This window comes from Flavihumibacter petaseus NBRC 106054, assembly GCF_000974785.1.
Classification (GTDB): domain Bacteria; phylum Bacteroidota; class Bacteroidia; order Chitinophagales; family Chitinophagaceae; genus Flavihumibacter; species Flavihumibacter petaseus.
In genome coordinates this window covers 1,185,848-1,203,663 of sequence record NZ_BBWV01000002.1, presented here as the reverse complement: position 1 = coordinate 1,203,663, position 17,816 = coordinate 1,185,848, and the positions used below count along the sequence as shown (strand labels likewise).

At 48.1% G+C, this 17,816-nt stretch carries 16 protein-coding genes; 3 read left to right on the top strand and 13 right to left on the bottom strand.

Annotation, left to right across the window (positions count from 1 at the left end):
- A partial coding sequence (locus FPE01S_RS15270) for a glycosyltransferase family protein (RefSeq protein ID WP_046369764.1) occupies positions 1–1,109 on the top strand: 1,109 nt, incomplete at its 5' end.
- A gap of 1 nt (position 1,110) precedes the next feature.
- Here the strand turns inward: FPE01S_RS15270 and FPE01S_RS15265 are convergent.
- From FPE01S_RS15265 to FPE01S_RS15215, 11 genes are all read right to left on the bottom strand, one after another.
- A complete protein-coding gene (locus FPE01S_RS15265) occupies positions 1,111–2,985 on the bottom strand; it encodes a monovalent cation:proton antiporter-2 (CPA2) family protein (RefSeq protein WP_046369763.1) in 1,875 nt (624 codons plus the stop codon).
- Positions 2,986–2,988: 3 nt separating this feature from the next.
- A complete protein-coding gene (kefF, locus tag FPE01S_RS15260; RefSeq protein WP_046369762.1) occupies positions 2,989–3,531 on the bottom strand; it encodes a glutathione-regulated potassium-efflux system oxidoreductase KefF in 543 nt (180 codons plus the stop codon).
- 16 nt (positions 3,532–3,547) lie between these two features.
- The gene (locus tag FPE01S_RS15255) at positions 3,548–4,015 is read right to left on the bottom strand and encodes a hemerythrin domain-containing protein (protein ID WP_046369761.1); all 468 of its coding nucleotides are present in this window, start codon (positions 4,013–4,015) and stop codon (positions 3,548–3,550) included.
- Positions 4,016–4,020: 5 nt separating this feature from the next.
- Positions 4,021–4,782: a triose-phosphate isomerase gene (gene tpiA / locus FPE01S_RS15250; RefSeq protein WP_046369760.1), complete on the bottom strand. Its 762-nt coding sequence runs from the start codon at positions 4,780–4,782 to the stop codon at positions 4,021–4,023.
- Between the two features lie 14 nt (positions 4,783–4,796).
- Positions 4,797–5,984, bottom strand: a complete 1,188-nt coding sequence (locus FPE01S_RS15245) for a putative sugar nucleotidyl transferase (protein WP_046369759.1) — start codon at positions 5,982–5,984, stop codon at positions 4,797–4,799.
- A 67-nt stretch (positions 5,985–6,051) separates the two neighbouring features.
- On the bottom strand, positions 6,052–6,300 hold the full coding sequence (locus FPE01S_RS15240; RefSeq protein ID WP_046369758.1) for a type B 50S ribosomal protein L31: 249 nt from the start codon (positions 6,298–6,300) through the stop codon (positions 6,052–6,054).
- 128 nt (positions 6,301–6,428) lie between these two features.
- Positions 6,429–6,923 (bottom strand): YajQ family cyclic di-GMP-binding protein, encoded by a 495-nt coding sequence (locus FPE01S_RS15235; RefSeq protein WP_046369757.1) that lies wholly within the window; start codon positions 6,921–6,923, stop codon positions 6,429–6,431.
- A gap of 86 nt (positions 6,924–7,009) precedes the next feature.
- On the bottom strand, positions 7,010–9,466 hold the full coding sequence (locus FPE01S_RS15230) for an outer membrane beta-barrel family protein (RefSeq protein ID WP_046369955.1): 2,457 nt from the start codon (positions 9,464–9,466) through the stop codon (positions 7,010–7,012).
- A gap of 173 nt (positions 9,467–9,639) precedes the next feature.
- Complete coding sequence (locus tag FPE01S_RS15225; RefSeq protein ID WP_046369954.1) at positions 9,640–12,093, bottom strand: outer membrane beta-barrel protein; 2,454 nt, start codon at positions 12,091–12,093, stop codon at positions 9,640–9,642.
- Positions 12,094–12,369: 276 nt separating this feature from the next.
- On the bottom strand, positions 12,370–13,539 hold the full coding sequence (locus FPE01S_RS15220; RefSeq protein ID WP_046369756.1) for a prolipoprotein diacylglyceryl transferase: 1,170 nt from the start codon (positions 13,537–13,539) through the stop codon (positions 12,370–12,372).
- A 103-nt stretch (positions 13,540–13,642) separates the two neighbouring features.
- Positions 13,643–14,056 (bottom strand): BrxA/BrxB family bacilliredoxin, encoded by a 414-nt coding sequence (locus FPE01S_RS15215; RefSeq protein ID WP_046369755.1) that lies wholly within the window; start codon positions 14,054–14,056, stop codon positions 13,643–13,645.
- Between the two features lie 217 nt (positions 14,057–14,273).
- Here FPE01S_RS15215 and FPE01S_RS15210 point away from each other — a divergent pair, with 217 nt between their 5' ends.
- On the top strand, positions 14,274–14,705 hold the full coding sequence (locus tag FPE01S_RS15210; protein ID WP_046369754.1) for an Hsp20/alpha crystallin family protein: 432 nt from the start codon (positions 14,274–14,276) through the stop codon (positions 14,703–14,705).
- Between the two features lie 146 nt (positions 14,706–14,851).
- The gene (locus FPE01S_RS15205; protein ID WP_046369753.1) at positions 14,852–16,135 is read left to right on the top strand and encodes a hypothetical protein; all 1,284 of its coding nucleotides are present in this window, start codon (positions 14,852–14,854) and stop codon (positions 16,133–16,135) included.
- On the opposite strand, the gene FPE01S_RS15200 is transcribed toward FPE01S_RS15205, so the two are convergent.
- Both FPE01S_RS15200 and FPE01S_RS15195 read right to left on the bottom strand, forming a co-directional pair.
- The gene (locus FPE01S_RS15200) at positions 16,136–16,588 is read right to left on the bottom strand and encodes a nuclear transport factor 2 family protein (RefSeq protein WP_046369752.1); all 453 of its coding nucleotides are present in this window, start codon (positions 16,586–16,588) and stop codon (positions 16,136–16,138) included.
- 24 nt (positions 16,589–16,612) lie between these two features.
- Positions 16,613–17,659 carry a DUF4407 domain-containing protein gene (locus FPE01S_RS15195; RefSeq protein ID WP_046369751.1) on the bottom strand — a complete coding sequence of 349 codons (1,047 nt, stop codon included), beginning with the start codon at positions 17,657–17,659 and terminating at the stop codon, positions 16,613–16,615.
- Positions 17,660–17,816: the final 157 nt, after the last annotated feature.

Genomic DNA, 17,816 nt, shown 5'->3' with positions numbered 1-17,816 from the left:
ACGTTGGAATCCAGGAGGCGGACCATTTTGAAATTGCCGGTACATTGATACGTCTGCTGGACAATGGGCGGAACGGGATCTTTGTGTTTACCACCGCTTCAACTGCCTCGACCGTCAAATCATTACCCGGCTTTGCAACATCCGATGTGCAGTGGATCATCCGGGGAGAAAATGAAAAGACTACGTCCTGGTGCCACCGGATAGCTGCAGTGATCCGGGCGGAAAACATTGAACTCCTGTTCCTGAATACCGTTGCGGAACATCACTTCTACTATGCGGAAATGGTCAGAAAACTGTCTTCCGGGTTACAGACAATACTTACGGTGCATGATATCAATTGCCTGTTTCCACATGGTGCTGGCTGGCACCCCAAAAGCTGGGCCCGGTATATCGGGAAGAAACTGCTGGTACACCGGGTGACGGCATTGAATGTAATTTCGGAAACACTGGTGCCTTATCTGCGGAAAAGGGCGCCTGCGGGAAAACCTGTACACGTGATCGCCGGCGGTATTTTCGGTGGTGAGCGCGCCGGGAAATTTTCAGTGCCGCTGCGGATTGTTGTTCCCGGCAGTATCGATGCGCGACGGCGCAATTATGATGAAGTTTTTGAATTGCTGACGACGATGCCTGAAGGAAGTGTTGAAGTAGTATTGCTGGGCGGTGGTGAAGGGCAATATGCTGAAACTGTATGGCAGCGGTGCCGCGAACTGCTGCATCCCGGGATACGCTGGTTTGAGGGCCGGTCTGTTGATCCGGGGATCTTTGAAGCAGAGCTGGCAGCCGCTCATTTTATTTGGATGCCGACACAGGTTCGAACCACGAGTTGCGGAAATATTGAAGAGACTTATGGTATTACCAAATCAACTGGCAACCTTGCTGATATGATCAGGCATGGTAGACCCTGCTTGAGTCCGTTGGCGTTGACTTTGCCTGCTGCATTTGAAACAGCCGGTATTCGCTACAAAGATATAACCACACTGGGTATTGAACTGAAGGATTTGCTGAATGATCAGGAGCGTTATCGCGAGCTGGCCGGGCAGGCACAACTGGCTGCTGGTCATTATACGCTTGAAAAAATCCGTTCAGAACATCCTGCATTTTTCAGCTGAGTTATTCGCGGCTGGCTTCGCGGATCAATCCTTCTTCCTCCCAGCCTCTTTCTGCGCCAAGGTCGGGCAGGCGGTTGTCATTACGGATGATCTGTTCAAGTTCTTCGATAAACTGACGGGCAGTATTGATATACTGGCGCTCGTCCCTGATAGCAGATAACTGTTTCAGTGTTCTTTCATCGTATTTGCGGAAGGTAAGTGCGGCACGCTGGGCGGCATAGGCGCGGAAGCCGAGCAGCCGCATGGTATCGATGCCCATGCGGAGGGAGCTTTCCAGTGTTTCACGATAGATATGCAGCATGCCTGCGTTCATCAGGTCATATGCATCGTTGCGGTTACTGGAGCGAACCATCATCTGCAGGTTAGGGAAATGTTTTTTGATCGTTTCAATCATTTCCAGTCTTTTTTCTGCATCGTCAATGGTCATGAGCAGGATTTTCGCTTCGGCAGCACCTGCAGCTTCGAGCAGGTCGTAGCGTGATGCATCACCATAAAAAACTTTAAATCCCATCTGACGAAGAAAGTCCACCCGGTCGGCATCGTTGTCGAGGATAGTTGCCCCAACACCATTAGCGCGAAGGAATCTGCCGACGGTATTGCCGTAATGGCCGAATCCGGCAATAATAATGGGATTTTTTTCATTGATGGCATCTGCCTTGATCTCTTTCTCATCGGATTCACCAAAACGGGGAAGGATCACTTTGTCCAGCACCAGGAACAGCAGAGGCGTTAGTGCCATACTGATGGCCACGGCTGCGACCAGATAATTATTGATCTCTCCTGTCAGAATATTTTCCTGGCGGGTAAAGGAAAGCAGTACAAAGGCGAATTCTCCGATCTGGCAAAGGCCAAGACTGAAAATGGAGAGCTGGTCTTTGCCCATGCTGAAATATCTTCCGACCGTCCACAGGATAATTGCTTTCAGGATCATAATCAGCAAAACAATGCCGATAATGGTAAGGGGGTTGTCGCGGATAAGTCCGAAGTCTATCCCTGCGCCGACAGCTATAAAGAACAGTCCCAGGAGAAGTCCCTTAAAGGGTTCAATATCGCTTTCAAGTTCATGGCGGTATTCGCTGTTGGCGAGCACAACGCCACCCAGGAAGCTGCCTAGTGCAGGGCTTAGTCCGACAGCCGTCATGATTACGGTGATACCAATGACGAGCAGCAGGGCAGTCGCGGTAAATATTTCTCTCAGGCGGGTGGCAGCTACGAGCCGCAGCAGGGGCCGTACCAGGTATCGTCCGGCAAGGATAATGCCTGCCACTGCGCCAAGCACAACGAGGGTTTGCGCCCAACCCGGAAGGGAAAGCATGCCGCTGGGATGCGCATGGTCGTCAGCCGCCCCGCCATTGCCTGAAGCCAGCAAAGGCAGGATGGCAAGCATGGGGATTACAGCAATATCCTGGAAAAGCAGTACGGCAAAGCTGTTTTGTCCGGCAGGGATCTTCATCAGGCCTTTTTCCTGGAGGGTTTGTAACACGATAGCCGTTGAGCTTGGAGCGATGATCATACCGATAGCCAGCGACATCCTGATGTCTTTAACGACCAGCCATGCCAGAAAGGTGAAGGCGGCGAATGTGAACAGCACCTGAAGTCCGCCGAGGCCAAGAATTGACTTGCGCAGTTTCCACAACCTTTCCGGTTCAAGTTCAAGACCGATAACGAATAGCATCATTACCACCCCGAATTCAGCCACATGGAGAATGTCTTCACCTTTATGGCCGACGAGGTTCAGCAATGCGGGACCAATCAGTACCCCTGCCAGGAGGTAACCGAGTACTGAACCGAGTCCCGCTCTTTTTGCCAGCGGTACCAGGATGACTGCGGCACCGAGATAGACCAGTGCCTGAAACATAAAAGCCTGTTGATCCATGTATCAGATTTTGACTGCTTCCACAATTTCAGATAACCACATGCCGTAAGATTTTGCCGCTTCCTGAATTCCGGTGACATCCAGTTTATGCGTGCCATATACAATGAATGGTGAACCATAGCCCATATGGCAAAGTTTAGCGGTTTGTTTAAACGGGATCAGGAAATCATCCACCGAATACTCATGCCGGCCTCCCGGAAGATAGGATGCTTCAGAGCCGCCACAACTGATGGCATTAAACATAGTTTTGCCTTTCAATGCTGTTCCTCCTGTGCCATATGCCCAGCCATGTTCCAATACGAGGTCCATCCATTGTTTCAGTATCGCCGGCATGCTGTACCAGTAAAATGGGTGTTGCAACACAATGAGGTCATGTTGCAGCAATAGTTGTTGTTCCCGTTCTACATCAATAAGAAAATCCGGATACTGTTCGTAAAGGTCATGCAGCCTGATTGATGGGGCTGCCGGGATAGAGCGTAAAAGTTGTTTGTGCACCCGTGACTTCTCCAGAGCCGGGTGAGCAAACAGGATCAGAATCCTCGTCATATGGAAAATTAGTAAACTATTCCCAGAAATGAACCGGGTAGGTGTTGCACACCGGTGCAGTGGAAGATTCGGTAATATGTAATTTATTCAATGTGTCAGCCGGGATAAAGGCCTGCATTTCCTGGAAGACAATTCTTTCTTCGTAGCGGATATGTTGTTCCAGCATATCGGCAATATCACCCAGCAGCCGGTAATTGGTACCGTCCATCGGCAGGTGGGTAATGCTGGTCCGGATCAGGTCATGATCACGGAGAATGGTAGCGGCAAAAGCTTTGCCTTTGGGGTGGCTGTTCAGCAGGGGAAGCAGTACGTTTTCTTCTGCCGCCATATGGGGAGCGATATCCTGCTCCCAGCTTTTCCGGATGAAATCGACGATGGTGGCAATGGGCGCCTGCCTGCTGACACCCTTACGTACCAGCAGGCAGGTCATCAGGGCAGCTTTGTGCTGCCTTGAAAGAGGTTGTAATGCTTCCGCCCTTTGCATAGTATTTATTTTAATGCACTGATAATGCTTACAAATTCTTCAGCCTGTAACGATGCTCCGCCTACCAGGCCCCCATCAACATCCGGTTGCCCAAAAATTTCTTTTGCGTTGGCTGCCTTTACGCTACCGCCATAAAGAATTGAGATCTCATCAGCAATTTCTTTTCCGTATTTCGCAGCCAGTACGCCTCTGATAAATGCGTGCATTTCCTGGGCTTGTGCCGCTGATGCAGTTTTTCCGGTTCCTATGGCCCAGATGGGTTCGTAGGCGATCACAATGCGGGTCAATTTCTCTGCAGGCAGGTGAAACAGGGATTCCTGAAGTTGTTGTTCTACCCAGGTATTCTGAGAACCAGCTTCCCTGATTTCCAATGCTTCACCACAGCAAAAAACCGGCCGGATATCCATTTCCAGTAACAAATCTGTTTTTGCCGCCAGGTCAGCATTCGTTTCATGAAAATATTCCCTTCTTTCGCTGTGCCCGATGATGCAATACCGGATCCCGATGGATTGCAGCATCTCTACTGAAACTTCTCCGGTATAAGCTCCTGATTTCTTCTGATAGCAGTTCTGGGCAGCAACGGAAACATTGTTCTCGTTCGCTACGGCACTGCTGGCCATAATGAGATAGGGAAATGGTACTGCAAAGATCACGGTTTGCTGCGGTTGCAGGGAAGGCTTTGATTTCAGAATGTCATCCAGAAGCTTTTCACCTTGCTGATAAGTACAGTTCATCTTCCAGTTGGCTGCAGCAATTTGCTTTCTCATTCGAATGGTATTATTTAAAAATTATCGTAAATATATTTCAGGATATTTTCTTCGCGCTCAGTTAAGGTATTGTTCTTTAATTTTTTCCAGTTTCGGATATCCCTCAGTGCTTTGTCGAATTCATATTTTCGGATGCCTTCTGCTCCCCAGGAGAAGTTGGGAATGTATTTGGGCAACAGGCCATTGCCGAAAACACTGCTTGAAACGCCCACCACCGTGCCGGTATTGAAGGAGGTATTGATTGCAGCCCTGCTGTAGTCACCCATCAGCAGCCCGCATTTCATTCCGGCTATTCCTTTTCCTCCTTCGCTGGCAGGATGATACACGAATACCTGCCCGGCATTGTTTTTCACATTGCTGGAAGATGTACCCGCTCCCAGGTTGCACCACTCTCCCACTACCGTGTCTCCAAGATAACCATCATGCGCCTTATTGGAATATCCCATCATAACGGTATTCTTGATCTCACCTCCAGCAACGCAATAAGGACCAATACTGGTAGCGCCATAAATACGGGAACCCATTTTCACTACTGCATGATCTCCCAGCGCGAATGGTCCCCGGATACAACTTCCTTCCATCACCAAGGCATTTTTCCCGATGTAAACGGGGCCGGCTGTGGTATTGAGGATACAATGCTCCATTTCGGCGCCTTCCTCCAGGAATACGGGATTATCTCCCATAACGCGATTAGTGGCTGACAGGGTTGCGGACCGGCGTCCATTCGTTACCAGTTGCATGTCGAGGCGAATGGCCAGTTCATTCAGATGAAAGATATCCCAGGGATTGACGATGCTATGCACCGGGTCTTCATACTGGATCATGCGACCCACCCTGATCTGATGTATACCGAGCACTTCATTGCGGGTAAAACGCAGCGCTATGGCACCTGCATCCGGATGTACCAGCAGTTCGCCGTTCTGCAGTTGCATGACTGCACTGATCAGCGCTTCATGCGGAATGATGTTCGCGTGCACGAGCAGATAATTACCTTCAGGAAGAGAATTGTCTACTTTCAGGGAACGTTCCGACTCCTTGTAATCACCTTCCCATTTGTCCTTTGAGGGAAGCGAAAGGAATCTTTCCCATTTTTCCCTTATGGTCAGTAAGCCAATGCGGATGTCCTGGATCCTCCTGGTAAGTGTAAATGGAAAGAGATTTTCCGGCCGGCAATATTCTTCGGAAAACAGGATGCAATGCATGGCTTAAAGCTAATAAAAAAACCGGTCGGAAGGCCCGACCGGTTGATAACATCTTACTGCACCAGTGTTATTTCTTGGCGTATTTCTTCTTGAATTTGTCGATACGACCAGCGGTGTCAAGCATCACATTCTTACCGGTAAAGAACGGGTGAGATGTGTTGGAAATTTCCAGCTTGATCAGCGGATATTCGTTACCGTCTTCCCACTGGATAGTTTCTTTTGTCGCTGCGGTAGATTTGCTGAGGAACGCAACACCATTACTCATGTCTTTGAATACTACCGTACGATAACTTTGCGGATGGATACCTTGTTTCATATTTGCGCTTTTAAGGCCGTACGGATTTTGCCGTACTGTTTGTTTTTACGAAACCGCAAAATTAGGCTATTTCACCGGTATTCCGCTCAACAAAGGTAAAAAGATTTTCACTGCTAACCTGCTGATTATCAGCTCTTCATATTCACGTATTGGAATGGTATACCGAGGCCCCAGGTTTTACTGGCTGATATAACGCTCTGAAGATCATCGATTTTCTTCCCGGTGATTCTGACCATATCATCCATAATTGCAGCCTGTACCTTTAGTCCAGAGTCCTTGATCAGCTTCACTACTTTCTTAGCATCTTCCTGTTTCAGGCCATTCCGGACGGGGATTTCCTTTTTGAACACCTTTCCGCTCTGATATCCCTTTTTGGCTTCCATATCGTAAATAGTAGCTTCCAGCCCCTGCTTTATGCTCCTGCTGATGAGCACATCCAGTACCTGGTTGAGTTTCATTTCGCTTTCCACCTCGATTGTCAGCAAAAAATCCTTTTTGTTCAGCTCAATGGACACCGGGGAGTCCTTGAAGTCAAAACGGTTCGTAATTTCTTTTTTCACCGTGTTTACGGCGTTATCGAGTGTTTGCAGGTCAACTTTGCTGACCAGGTCAAATGATGGCATATAATTGGGTTATTCCGGACAAAAATAATGATCGTCCTGTAGAAACAGGACGATCTAACCTTAAACTAACACTCATAGAGAAAAAACTATTGCTGATTTCCGCCCCCAACGCGGCTTTCTTCCTCGGCAGTGCCGGTGCGCCTGCGGTTGTTGCCGGACCCCTGTTGCTGTTTTCCGAACCTGTAGGTAAATGTCAGACCGACCCTACGGTTATCCCAACGGGCATTGATCTTTGTATCAATGGAGCCGAACTGCGTATACCCCCGGAACCGCTGGATATAAAACGGATCGGCAATGGTAAGTTTCAATGTTCCCTTCCCTTTCAGGATCTGTTTCGATGCACCTCCCGATATAACACCCATCGGTTCTGCAATGATCAGCCCGCCATCCTGCATCTTGCTCCTGTAGAAACCGCTCAGTTCAGCGCCCCAGGTTTTGCCGATCTTGAACTGGTTGTTCATATTGCCTAAAAAGGAAGTGATGCTGGCATCCAGAGGCAACCCATTGACTTCACCCGTAAAATGATTGTTAAATGCGTTTCCGAAGAGGCTGATGGTCCACCACTTGGTCAGCTGCTGGTTGTAACTGATGGCAATACCGATATTCCTCCGGCGGGCGATATTCTCTTTCGTTTGATAGGTCACTTTCGTACTGTCGTTCTGTACAAGGATATCGTTGATAATATCCGTTGTGAGCGTATAGTTGAGTGTGGTGTTCAACACTGAACGGAAGTTGTGGGACAACTCAATATTGTGGCTGAACTGCGGTTGCAGGTTCGGGTTTCCCGTACGGTAAGTATACTGGTCAAGAAAATATTGGAAGGGGTTCATGTCCTGGTAATTGGGGCGTTCTATCCTCCGGCCGTAGGAAAGGTTGAACTTGTTTTTTTCATTCAGTGAATAGGTAGTGAATACGGTGGGAAACAGCTGTACGTAATCCCTGGTAAAATCTGCATCGTTGGCAAGTTGTTTTCCTTTGGCATGGGTTTGCTCAAGTCTCAACCCGGCCTGCACCGACCACTTCTTGATCTCCCTGTTATAATTTACATAGGCTGCGTTAATGTTTTCGTCGTATATAAAATGATTGCTCCTGGTCCGGTCCGGTACCCAGGTTGCTTCATCCGCCAGCCATTTCGTATACCGGGCATCGTTATCAGTATGAACGAGGCTGCTCTTCACGCCCGCTTCAATGCGACCATATTTTCCCAACGGATGCACGTAGTCTGCTTTGAAGCTGTAGATATTAATATCGGAAGGCAGGTAGCCCTGCAACAGGAAGGAGTCAGCTAATATGTTGCCGGGTTGGTAATAGGTATAGTTATAGGAACTCTGTTCGTTGCGGGAGCGGTAATTGATATAATCAAGATCCATACTGAACTCTCTGCCGGTCGTATCGAGTTTGGTGCGCAGGTTCAGGTTGGCACCCCAGTTTTTCCATGGATCAGTGTTGGTGGAGATGGCGTAATTGCTCGAGTCCAGGATACCTTTTCCATCATAGATATCGGCTACACCGTTTGCAGAAAACGTGCGTGGATTATAGGTGCCGTTCACCTGCATGCCAATGGTAGTCTTTCTGGTCAGCTGGTAGTCAGCTCCTGCCCTTGCGCTGTAATTTTTTCCATGAAACCGGCCGCTGGTGTGCTGATCGAAAACAGCGCTCAGGCTACCCCCTTCGCTGTTTCGGAATTTCCTGTTGATCCCGAGTTCGTTGAATCCTTCCCAGTAAGAGTAATTCAACGCGGTAAACATCGACCATTTGTTTTTCTTAAAATTGAGGTTGATGCTATTGGGCGATTTGGGGTATACACCCTGAACATAACTGAGACTTACCGTACCGTTAAAACCATTTGCCCTGCCTTTTTTTGTACGGATATTAATGATCCCGCTGTTGCCGGCGGCATCGAATTTGGCAGATGGCTGCGTCATCAGTTCAATCGCTTCGAGCTGGTTGGATGGCGTATTGCGCAACAGCTCGGCCAGGTCCTGCCCGCTGAGATAACTCTGTTTACCGTCGATCATGATGATTACGCCCTGCTTTCCTTTCAGGCTGATGTTTCCGTCCCGGTCGACCGTCACACCCGGTGATTTTTCCAGCACCTCCAGGGCATTGCTTCCGGCGTTACTGATATAGGCTTCCACGTTCACCACTGTCTTATCTGCCTTCACCTCAATCATTGGTTTTTTGGCAGTGACGGTAACCGTTGCGAGTGATTGATTGCTCCTGGTAAGTATTGATGGTTGAAGGGTGGTGGTTTCACCTGCGGCAATGGTGATTGCTTTATGGACTATCGTATCGTAACCGACCATGGTTACATCAAGCTGGTAGGAACCCGGTTGGAGTTGTGAAAGTTCAAACCTGCCTGTCTTATCGGTTACCGCCGCTTTCACCAGACGTTTGTCATCGCTTGTTTTTAACGTCGCAGTTGCCGATGGCAGTGGTTGCTGTTTATTGTCCTGAATGAAACCGGTAAGTGTACCGGACGACTGGGAGAAAAGCAGGTTGGCCTGTAAGCCCAGCAGCAGGATAAGTAGGATGGGTTTCATGTCGGTCGTAAAATTGATCATTGAACGAAGGAAAATAACGTGAAATGTTGCAGGCGGTTCAAATCAAGTACGAAAGCGTACGTAACCAACTTATCATGAGCGAAAAAGTAACCGGGATAAGGGGGTTATCCCGGTTACGTGTATTGTGGATAAGGTTAATGGCAATGGTTGAATTAGTTGTTCCCGCCCATTTTCACCCGGTTCTGTTCGTCGCCTGCACCTCCGGTGTTTCTTCTTTGCCTGGCATCTTTAAGCGGCTTGCCAAAGCGGTAAACGAAAGAGATATTGGCCACTCTTGAATCCCGGCTGTTGCGGAAATGAGCTTCAGTAGTCTGGAAATTGATGTCGCCTTTTGCCTGCTGGGTATAGAAGATATCGCGCACATTCAGTTTAACGCTGCCCTTACCTTTCAGTACCTGTTTGGACAAACCCGCTGATGCTGCACCCATTGGCATGATAACGATCTGCCCTTCGACGCCTTTGGTTCTGTACCAACCGCTGAGTTCAGCGCTCCAGCCCTTGTTGAATTTGAACTGGTTGTTCACGTTAAAGGTGAGATTTCCTGCTTCTACTTCAATCGGTTCACCGTAGAGTTGACCCTTGAAAACACTGTAGCTGTAATTGCCGTAAAGGATTGCTGTCCACCATTTTCTTACCGGGATCTGTGCACTCATAGCGAGTCCGGCATTGTCACGGCTACCGATATTGCCCTGGCGAACGATCGTTGCGTAGCCATCCTGCTGGAAGGTTTCCGTGAACAGGTCTTTCGTGTGGCTGTAGTTCAGGGTTGTGGTCAGCCAGCCTTTATAGGTATGGGTCAATTCAACATTCTGTGTGAACTGAGGTTGCAGGTAGGGGTTGCCTGAGCCATAGGTGAATTTATCGAGGAAGAACATGAAGGGGTTGAGGTCCTGGTAAGCGGGGCGGTCAATTCTCCTGCCGAGGCTGACAGCGAAAGTGTTTTTGTCGTTCGCTGCATAGCTTACAAAGATGGTCGGGAACAGGTTGCCATAAGTCCTGGAGAAGGAAGAATCTTTCCGGGTTGGATTGCCGAACTGATCACCGGTATAGTTGGTATGCTCGTACCGGAGGCCGGTCTGGATACCCCATTTCTTCAACTGGATATTATAGTTCACATAACCGGCCATGATCTTTTCTTTGTACTGGAAGTGATTGGTCTTGCCATAATCGGTCACCCAGTTGTTGTTCTCCAGGTTGTAGTAATTGGCTTCGTTATCGGTGTTCACATAACTTCCTTTCAGCCCGGTTTCCAGTTTGCCGCCCTTACCAAGGGGCATGGTGTAATCCACCTTGGCAGAGTAGATACTGATGTCAACCGGAAGGTATCCTTTCAGAGACTCGGTATACTTTTCATTCCACTGGGCATCATAGGTCGTATTATCGAAATATTGCTGGCTTTTTGAACCGTAGGAAACATAATCCACATCTGCAGTAAGTTCCTTACCCAATGAATCAAACTGGTGGCGCAGGTTCAGGTTGATGCTCTTGTTCTTCCAGTTATCTTTTGTATTGCTGGCAGAGTAGATGATGCTGTCGGTTACGGAGGCCGGGCTCATCAGGTAGCTGGTATTGTTGCCGGTTTGCTTTTCCGGAGAAATGCTACCGTTGAATACGAACCCAAGGGTTGTCTTGTTCGTCAGGTAATAGTCGGCACCCAGTTTAAGGTTATAGTTGGTATTCTCGTTCTTCATGTGGGAGGTCTGATCAAAAATGGCTGTCAGCGCCTTTGATGAAGCATCTTTGTATTTCCGGTTGATGTCGAGGGTCTGAAAGCCATTCCAGACACTGTAACCGCCGTTGGCAAAGAGGTTTACTTTACCGGTCCGGTAATTCAGGTTGAAGCTGTTGTTGGTTTTCCAGTAATATCCCTGGCCGTAGTTCGCAGTAACAGATCCGTTGAACCCTTTCTGCTTATTCTTTTTGGTCTTGATATTGATGATCCCGGAATTTCCGGCTGCGTCGTATTTCGCGGAAGGGTTGGTGATGATTTCGATCTGGTCAAGGGCACTGGCCGGCATGGTCTTCAGCAGGTTGGTCAGTTGGTCGCCGGTAAGGTAGGTGGGTTTGCCATCCATCATGACCATAACCCCCTGCTTCCCTTTGAGGCTGATATTGCCATCCTTATCGATCATTACACCAGGCGATTTTTCGAGTACTTCAAGAGCTGTGGCGCCCACATTGGTAACGGCGGCGTCAACATTCACAATGGTGCGATCGATCTTCTGTTCGATAAAGGGCTTCCTGGCAGTGACGGTTACTGCGTTCAGTTCGCGTGAGGTGGCTGTCAGGCGCAATTCAGGCAGGCTGACAGCACCGGTGGCTACCGGGACAGGCTGAAAACTGGTTTGGAAACCAACTGCGGTAGATTTGATGAGGTAGTTGCCTGCCGGCAATTCATCGAAGCGGAACTGGCCGGACTTATCGGTAGAAATTGTTTTCACAAGGGTGGAGTCAGCGGCTTTCAGGAGAGAAACTGTGGCCCCTTCAAATGGCTTACCCTGGGTATCGGCGATTTTGCCGGTAAGGGAGCCCTGTGGATTTTGAGCGAAACTGAAAAAGCTAAGGAGTATTAAAGCGAGTGTTAGTAAGGCTAAGGTTCTTTTCATAACAGGTTCTTTTATTAGTTTGGTACCCTTTTTCATCAATTACAGTTCAAAGGTAGGTACTATGCTATGCAATGTACATTGTTTTGTGCCGAATGGTTTATTTTGCTGATTTCCGGCAAAACGCAGACAGCAATCAGACGGGATAAATGCTTTAGGGTTACAGCCATGCTCCCTTTTGGGATGAGTGGTGAGCCTGCTGGATAAAGGGCAAACGGCTCCCGGGGACAGGAATTCACTGGTCCGGTATACCGGCCAGGCACTTTTGGATAAAAAATTTTAAGTGAGATCGGCGGTCCGTGGGCTTGCTGCCGGTGGGGTCAGTTTACCCATCCAGATCCAGATAGCGATACCGGAAAGCACCAGCAGGGTAGAAATGATTTCTGCCTGTGTGGGATGAAATCCGAAGATGGAGTACTTGGTGTTCACCCGGATCTTTTCAATAAAAAACCGTTCAAAGCCATTCAGCACCAGGTAGAGGGCAAAGATCCTTCCTGCAACGTTGATCCTTTTGCGGAAATACCAAAGGATGCCAAATAGCACGAAGCAGATAATGGATTCATATAATGGCGTAGGGTAAACGCCCACTGGCAACTGGCTGCAGTAGGGTCCAGTACAACCTGGGATGGCTTCACCATAATTAATTACGTTGTGGGGGTAGGTATAGGACCAGAAACCGTCCGGCAACCAGGAAAAAGGTTTGGGGTGGGTACTGGCAATTCCCCAGTCGCCATCTCCGGCAACCTGGCAACCCAGCCGTCCAACAGCATAGGCGAGCATTAATCCGGGTGCCGTGGCATCACAAAGATGTCTTTTTGAGATCTTGTGTTTGCCGGCATACCAGAGTATAGCGATCGCTGCACAAATAAGTCCGCCATAGAAAGTAAGTCCACTGAAGGAAAGCAGCGCACCAATGGGATCTTTTACAAAATCGTCCCAGTTCTCCAGGTTATGAAAGATTTTAGCACCACCAAATCCAAACAGGGCGGCAAATACAACAAAGTCCCCCACCCTGTCCTGAGGCCAGATGCGAATGGTGCGTTCTTCTGGTTTATCAAGTTTTTGCTTGTTCTTCTCCACCCATTTCCAACCGGCAAAAAACAATCCGGCCAGGATCCCGACCGGCCAGCTGCCCTGGTCGGAAAAAATAAAGGATTGCGGGTCCTCGGGCCCTATCACGAACGCTCCGATGATCTTATATCCGAGGAGGAAGCCCATCAGGAAATTGATGGCGAGTTCGCCAAAACCTGCAGGTTTACCAACGATTATTTTGGTCTCTTCATATTGCAGTAACCCAAGTTTGCTTTTCCTGCGAAGTTCCACAGTCAGTACCCAGGCTGCGCCCAAAAATGCCAGTGCAACGAAAAAGCCGAAGGAGTTAATAAACCTAAGACCCGGAAGATTCCATCCGAAAAGGTCTCTGAAGGCATAATAAAGGTTGGGGTACATGCAAATGTTTTGTGTGGCGAAGCCAATAATGCGCAATGATAAGCATTCGGCAACAAAAACCCCTGCATGGCAGGGGTTTAATATTTCAGGACCACGATGAAAATCAACAATATTGCTCGAAAGCGGCGATCAGGTTGTGGGCAATCATTTGTGCTGAACGGCCTTCGATCATGTGCCGCTCGATAAAGTGTACCAATTGTCCGTCTTTAAACAATGCTATAGCCGGAGAAGAAGGCGGATAGGGCAACAGGTGTTCTCTGAGTTTCTTCACCGCATCAATATCATACCCGGCAAAAGAGGTAGTCAGGTTATCTGGCTTTTTGTCGCTGTTGGCTACGGCCATCAATACACCGGGGCGGGCGGTTCCTGCAGAGCAACCGCAAACAGAGTTGATCACTACAAGGGTTGTTCCCGGCTGACCAAGCTGATCAGTTACTTCCTGGGGAGTCAGCAGCTCAACAAAGCCTTCTTCTGTGAGCTCTTCTTTCATCGGTAATACTATCTCTACTGGATACATGCTGTCTTTTTTGAAGGTGCAAATTTATTGAAAAACACGCAATCCACTCAAATGGTTCACAACAGACAATATGTCGCATATGTTCAGTCAAAACCGCCATAATGTCCGCTAACTCCTCTAACTCTTCCCCGAAACATGTCAGGAATGGCATATATATCGTGCCGGTACAGCATTTGAAGCCCTTAATGAAAATCGCAAAATCAAAAAATCAAATAACATGACACTCGTAAAACTCAATCAGCCTTCCCGCCAGCGTAACCTGATCGATGATTGGTTCCAGGATTTTCCGGCTTATTTCTCCCGTGAGGCTTCTCCTGCATTTAGCACAACTCCGGTAAATATCGTCGAAACAACTGATGCTTATCATCTTGAGCTGACAGCTCCCGGTCGCAGCAAGGAGGACATCAAATTACAGGTAGAAGATGGTCTGCTGACCATTTCCTATGAGCACAAAAAAGAAGAAAAGACTGAAGACTTTAAAGTGGTGCGGAAAGAATTTTCTCTCGCTTCCTTCAAACGTAGTTTTTCACTCGATGAAAAAATTGACACAGCTGGAATTCAGGCAAAATATGAAAACGGCGTGCTGAAAGTTTTCCTTCCGAAAAAAGCTGAAGTGAAACTGCAACCGCAGGCAATCAATATTCAATAATCGTTCTCATAAGCAGTTGGTTTTGGTTAAACCCCATCGTTTTTACGATGGGGTTTTTCATTCTAACAAATTGTTAAATAGGTGTTTGCTTAAAATAGCATAATATTGCCTCACTTTTTCAACTAGCTTAAATTAACATTCAGAGAATGGCGTTGATACGTTCCCGGAATTATTGGTTAAGTCTTTTTGTATTGGTTCTCTTTTCGGTTTCGGTTAAGGCACAGGATACCACTGTAGTCAAACATACGACTGATACCGTTTTGCCCGTTGCTCCCGATACTTCACTTAGGATTATTAACCTGAATCCCTATATCACTTTGCATGTTGACTCTGCAATGACGTATAACCTTGATATAAACAAGGATTCGTCCCGTTATTTCTGGTTCCTGAAGAATGCCCCTGTGGGCCTCCGGATCAATAAGGATGACGGTGTTCTTTCTTTTAAGGCGGAGAAATCCTATTTTCTTTCGGGCCGCCTGAAATATGACCAGGAATACAAAGTGTACCTGGGCGTTCAGAACCTGGCAAATCCTTCTGAAAGGGTGGACACCAGTTTCTCACTGGTCTTTTATAATACCGAGATCGTCTATTCACAGGTCAAGCCTTCAGTAAGCAATGTATTGTACATTGATGAAGGTGATACCCTTAATTTTAAAGTGCAGTGTGAAACGGGAAGTTTTCCGATCGAGTCCATTACCACATTGGTGAGCACCCCGCTTCGGAACTACAATAACGTTACGAAGTGTAATGAAGCCTTCGTCTGGCCGATTCCGTATGATTTCGTGAAAGAGACCGATTCAGCCAAGATGCGTGTATTTACCATCAGCTTTATCGGAGCAGATAAATTCTTTAACCGAGACACGGCTACCATCAGGGTGATCGTACGCGATGCGCTGAATTATCCGTTCCGCCAGAATGAATATGATAAAACGGTTTCAGAAGTGAACCGCTATATCCTGCAGTTGAAATATACTTTCCGCGAGTTGGATAAAAGCGTAAAGGGAACCAAGAATACCAGGAGTACATTTGATGTGGCGTCTGGCACCTCGGCACTTACCGGTACAGCACTGGCGACCAGCACTTCTCCGGGTACACAAAACGTAGGTAAGATCCTGCCAAGCGTCGGCGTTGCGCTCGTACCGGTAAAAGAAGCTGTTTCTCCCACGAAGACTTATGAGCAGAACTCTGCTTCCACCGTTCGCGCCTGTATCAAACGTCTTGAATACAACCTTTCTGACAACATGCTGATCGGTGAAAAGGATCCGGATATCCTTTCCAAGATAGCCAAGATCCGCGCAGAACTGAAAGCCGTTCAGGTTCAGCTGGTGGATGTACCCATGGTAGATACCGGCGGGTTAAGCGAAGAAGAGCTCAACCAGTATTTCAACAGTCCCAAGGTGAACAAGAAGTACAAGCTGACGAAGAAATAATTATTCGCAGCCTGTTTTACGCCGGGTATCAATGATATACTGGATCTTCCAGGTGCCTGCAATCTTAACCAGCTGGAAAGAGTTCACACCACAGTGGCTGAAATTCTTGCCGACGTAGAATTTATAGGGTGTCCAGACAGATGCCAGGTTTCCGTCGACCAGGATCTTTCCGAATTCGATCTGTTCATCATAAACATCGGGATGCGGTTTTCCGACACTGGTGACAAATGCTTTGAGATCTTCTGTTTCAACGGAAACACTTCCGTCTTTTTTCTGCCTGATCGTCTGCAGTACGGCACCGGGAGCAAAACTGCCAGCCAGCAATGCGGTGTCGCCTGTTTTCATGCCGGTGAACAGCTGGTTTACACTTGATTTGATTCCTTCTTCATCAGAGTTTTGCGCAAACACAGCGCTGCTCATCAGGCTTGCAATTAACGCCAATCGAATTTTCATGCAGGAGAATTTCGGCTAATATACCTAAACGGCCGACATACCTGCCGGTGGCCGGAGGTTTTCCTGGGCTTTTTCCAGTTCCTGTTGCATCTGACCCATCGGAAGAAGTTCTTTTTTGGCAATCGCGATATCATACGGACCGACCGGAAGCAGCATTTTGGCGATGATCGGCGCTGTTTCCAGCAGAATGATCAGCAGGCTTACAAAAAAGTTTGCCCAGAAGACGGCATCTTCTTCTTTGGACAGGTCCGACAACGCCTTATTCCTTTCCAGAAAACCGATGCTTTCCTTTGCGGTTTGTGCGAAAGCCATTTTGGTTTGGGCCAGGGAGTCGCCGGCAATCAGCAGGTACCGGTCATGTTTCTTCATCAGGGAGTCGATCCGTTGAAAACGGTCGGCATATCCCGCCGCAGTTTGTGCATAGGCATCCTGTTTAAGCCGGGTAATCCGGTCCGCACCACGTTGCCCGGTGCCTCCTGTTCCATCAGCTTCCTGGATATAGGATTGCTGTAACCGCAGCAAGGTATCAGACATTGCTCTCCGCTCCGTGGCCAGCTGGTCCCTTTCTGCCTGCACAGCATGTGTATTGGCTGCAAAGAGGGAATCCTGCTGCCTGTCGAAGGAAGCCATTTTCCGGTTGAGGTTGGCAGATACCTTTACATTGATCTCTTTTTCGAAAAGTTTCAACTCAAGCGGCCTGGCGATGGTTATACCAATTAATACAGCCAGTACGATCCGGGGAAAGGTAACCCGCCATTGCCGTGCCGGCGATACGCCATATTTACGGATAGTCGCCACCATAAAGCGGTCGAAATTGAAGATGATGGCGCCCCAGAGAAGGGCAAAACCGATTGCCCACCATACATTGCCAAATATGGTAAAAAAAGCATATCCGGAGGAAAGCGCTGCCAGCACAAATGTGGCCAGCAGGACTCCGCCCAGGGTGCTGTATTTATTTTGTTCCGTAGGAAATTCCTGCAATGTCGGCGCATGTGCTCCCGCACACCACCAAAGAAAAGGAGACGCGTTCCCGTCACGGCCCGTAAAGGCATCATAGCCCATGATTGCCATAAAAGTCTTTTATTTTCAGTAAAATGCGGTGGTTGGTAGAAGCGGGAACTATGCAAAGAACGACCATTTCGGGTGAATATTTTTTAAAGGAATGTGAATGCGAGGAAAAATTCACCTAAACTTGCACCGACCGGAAATCATATTTTAAACGAGCTAG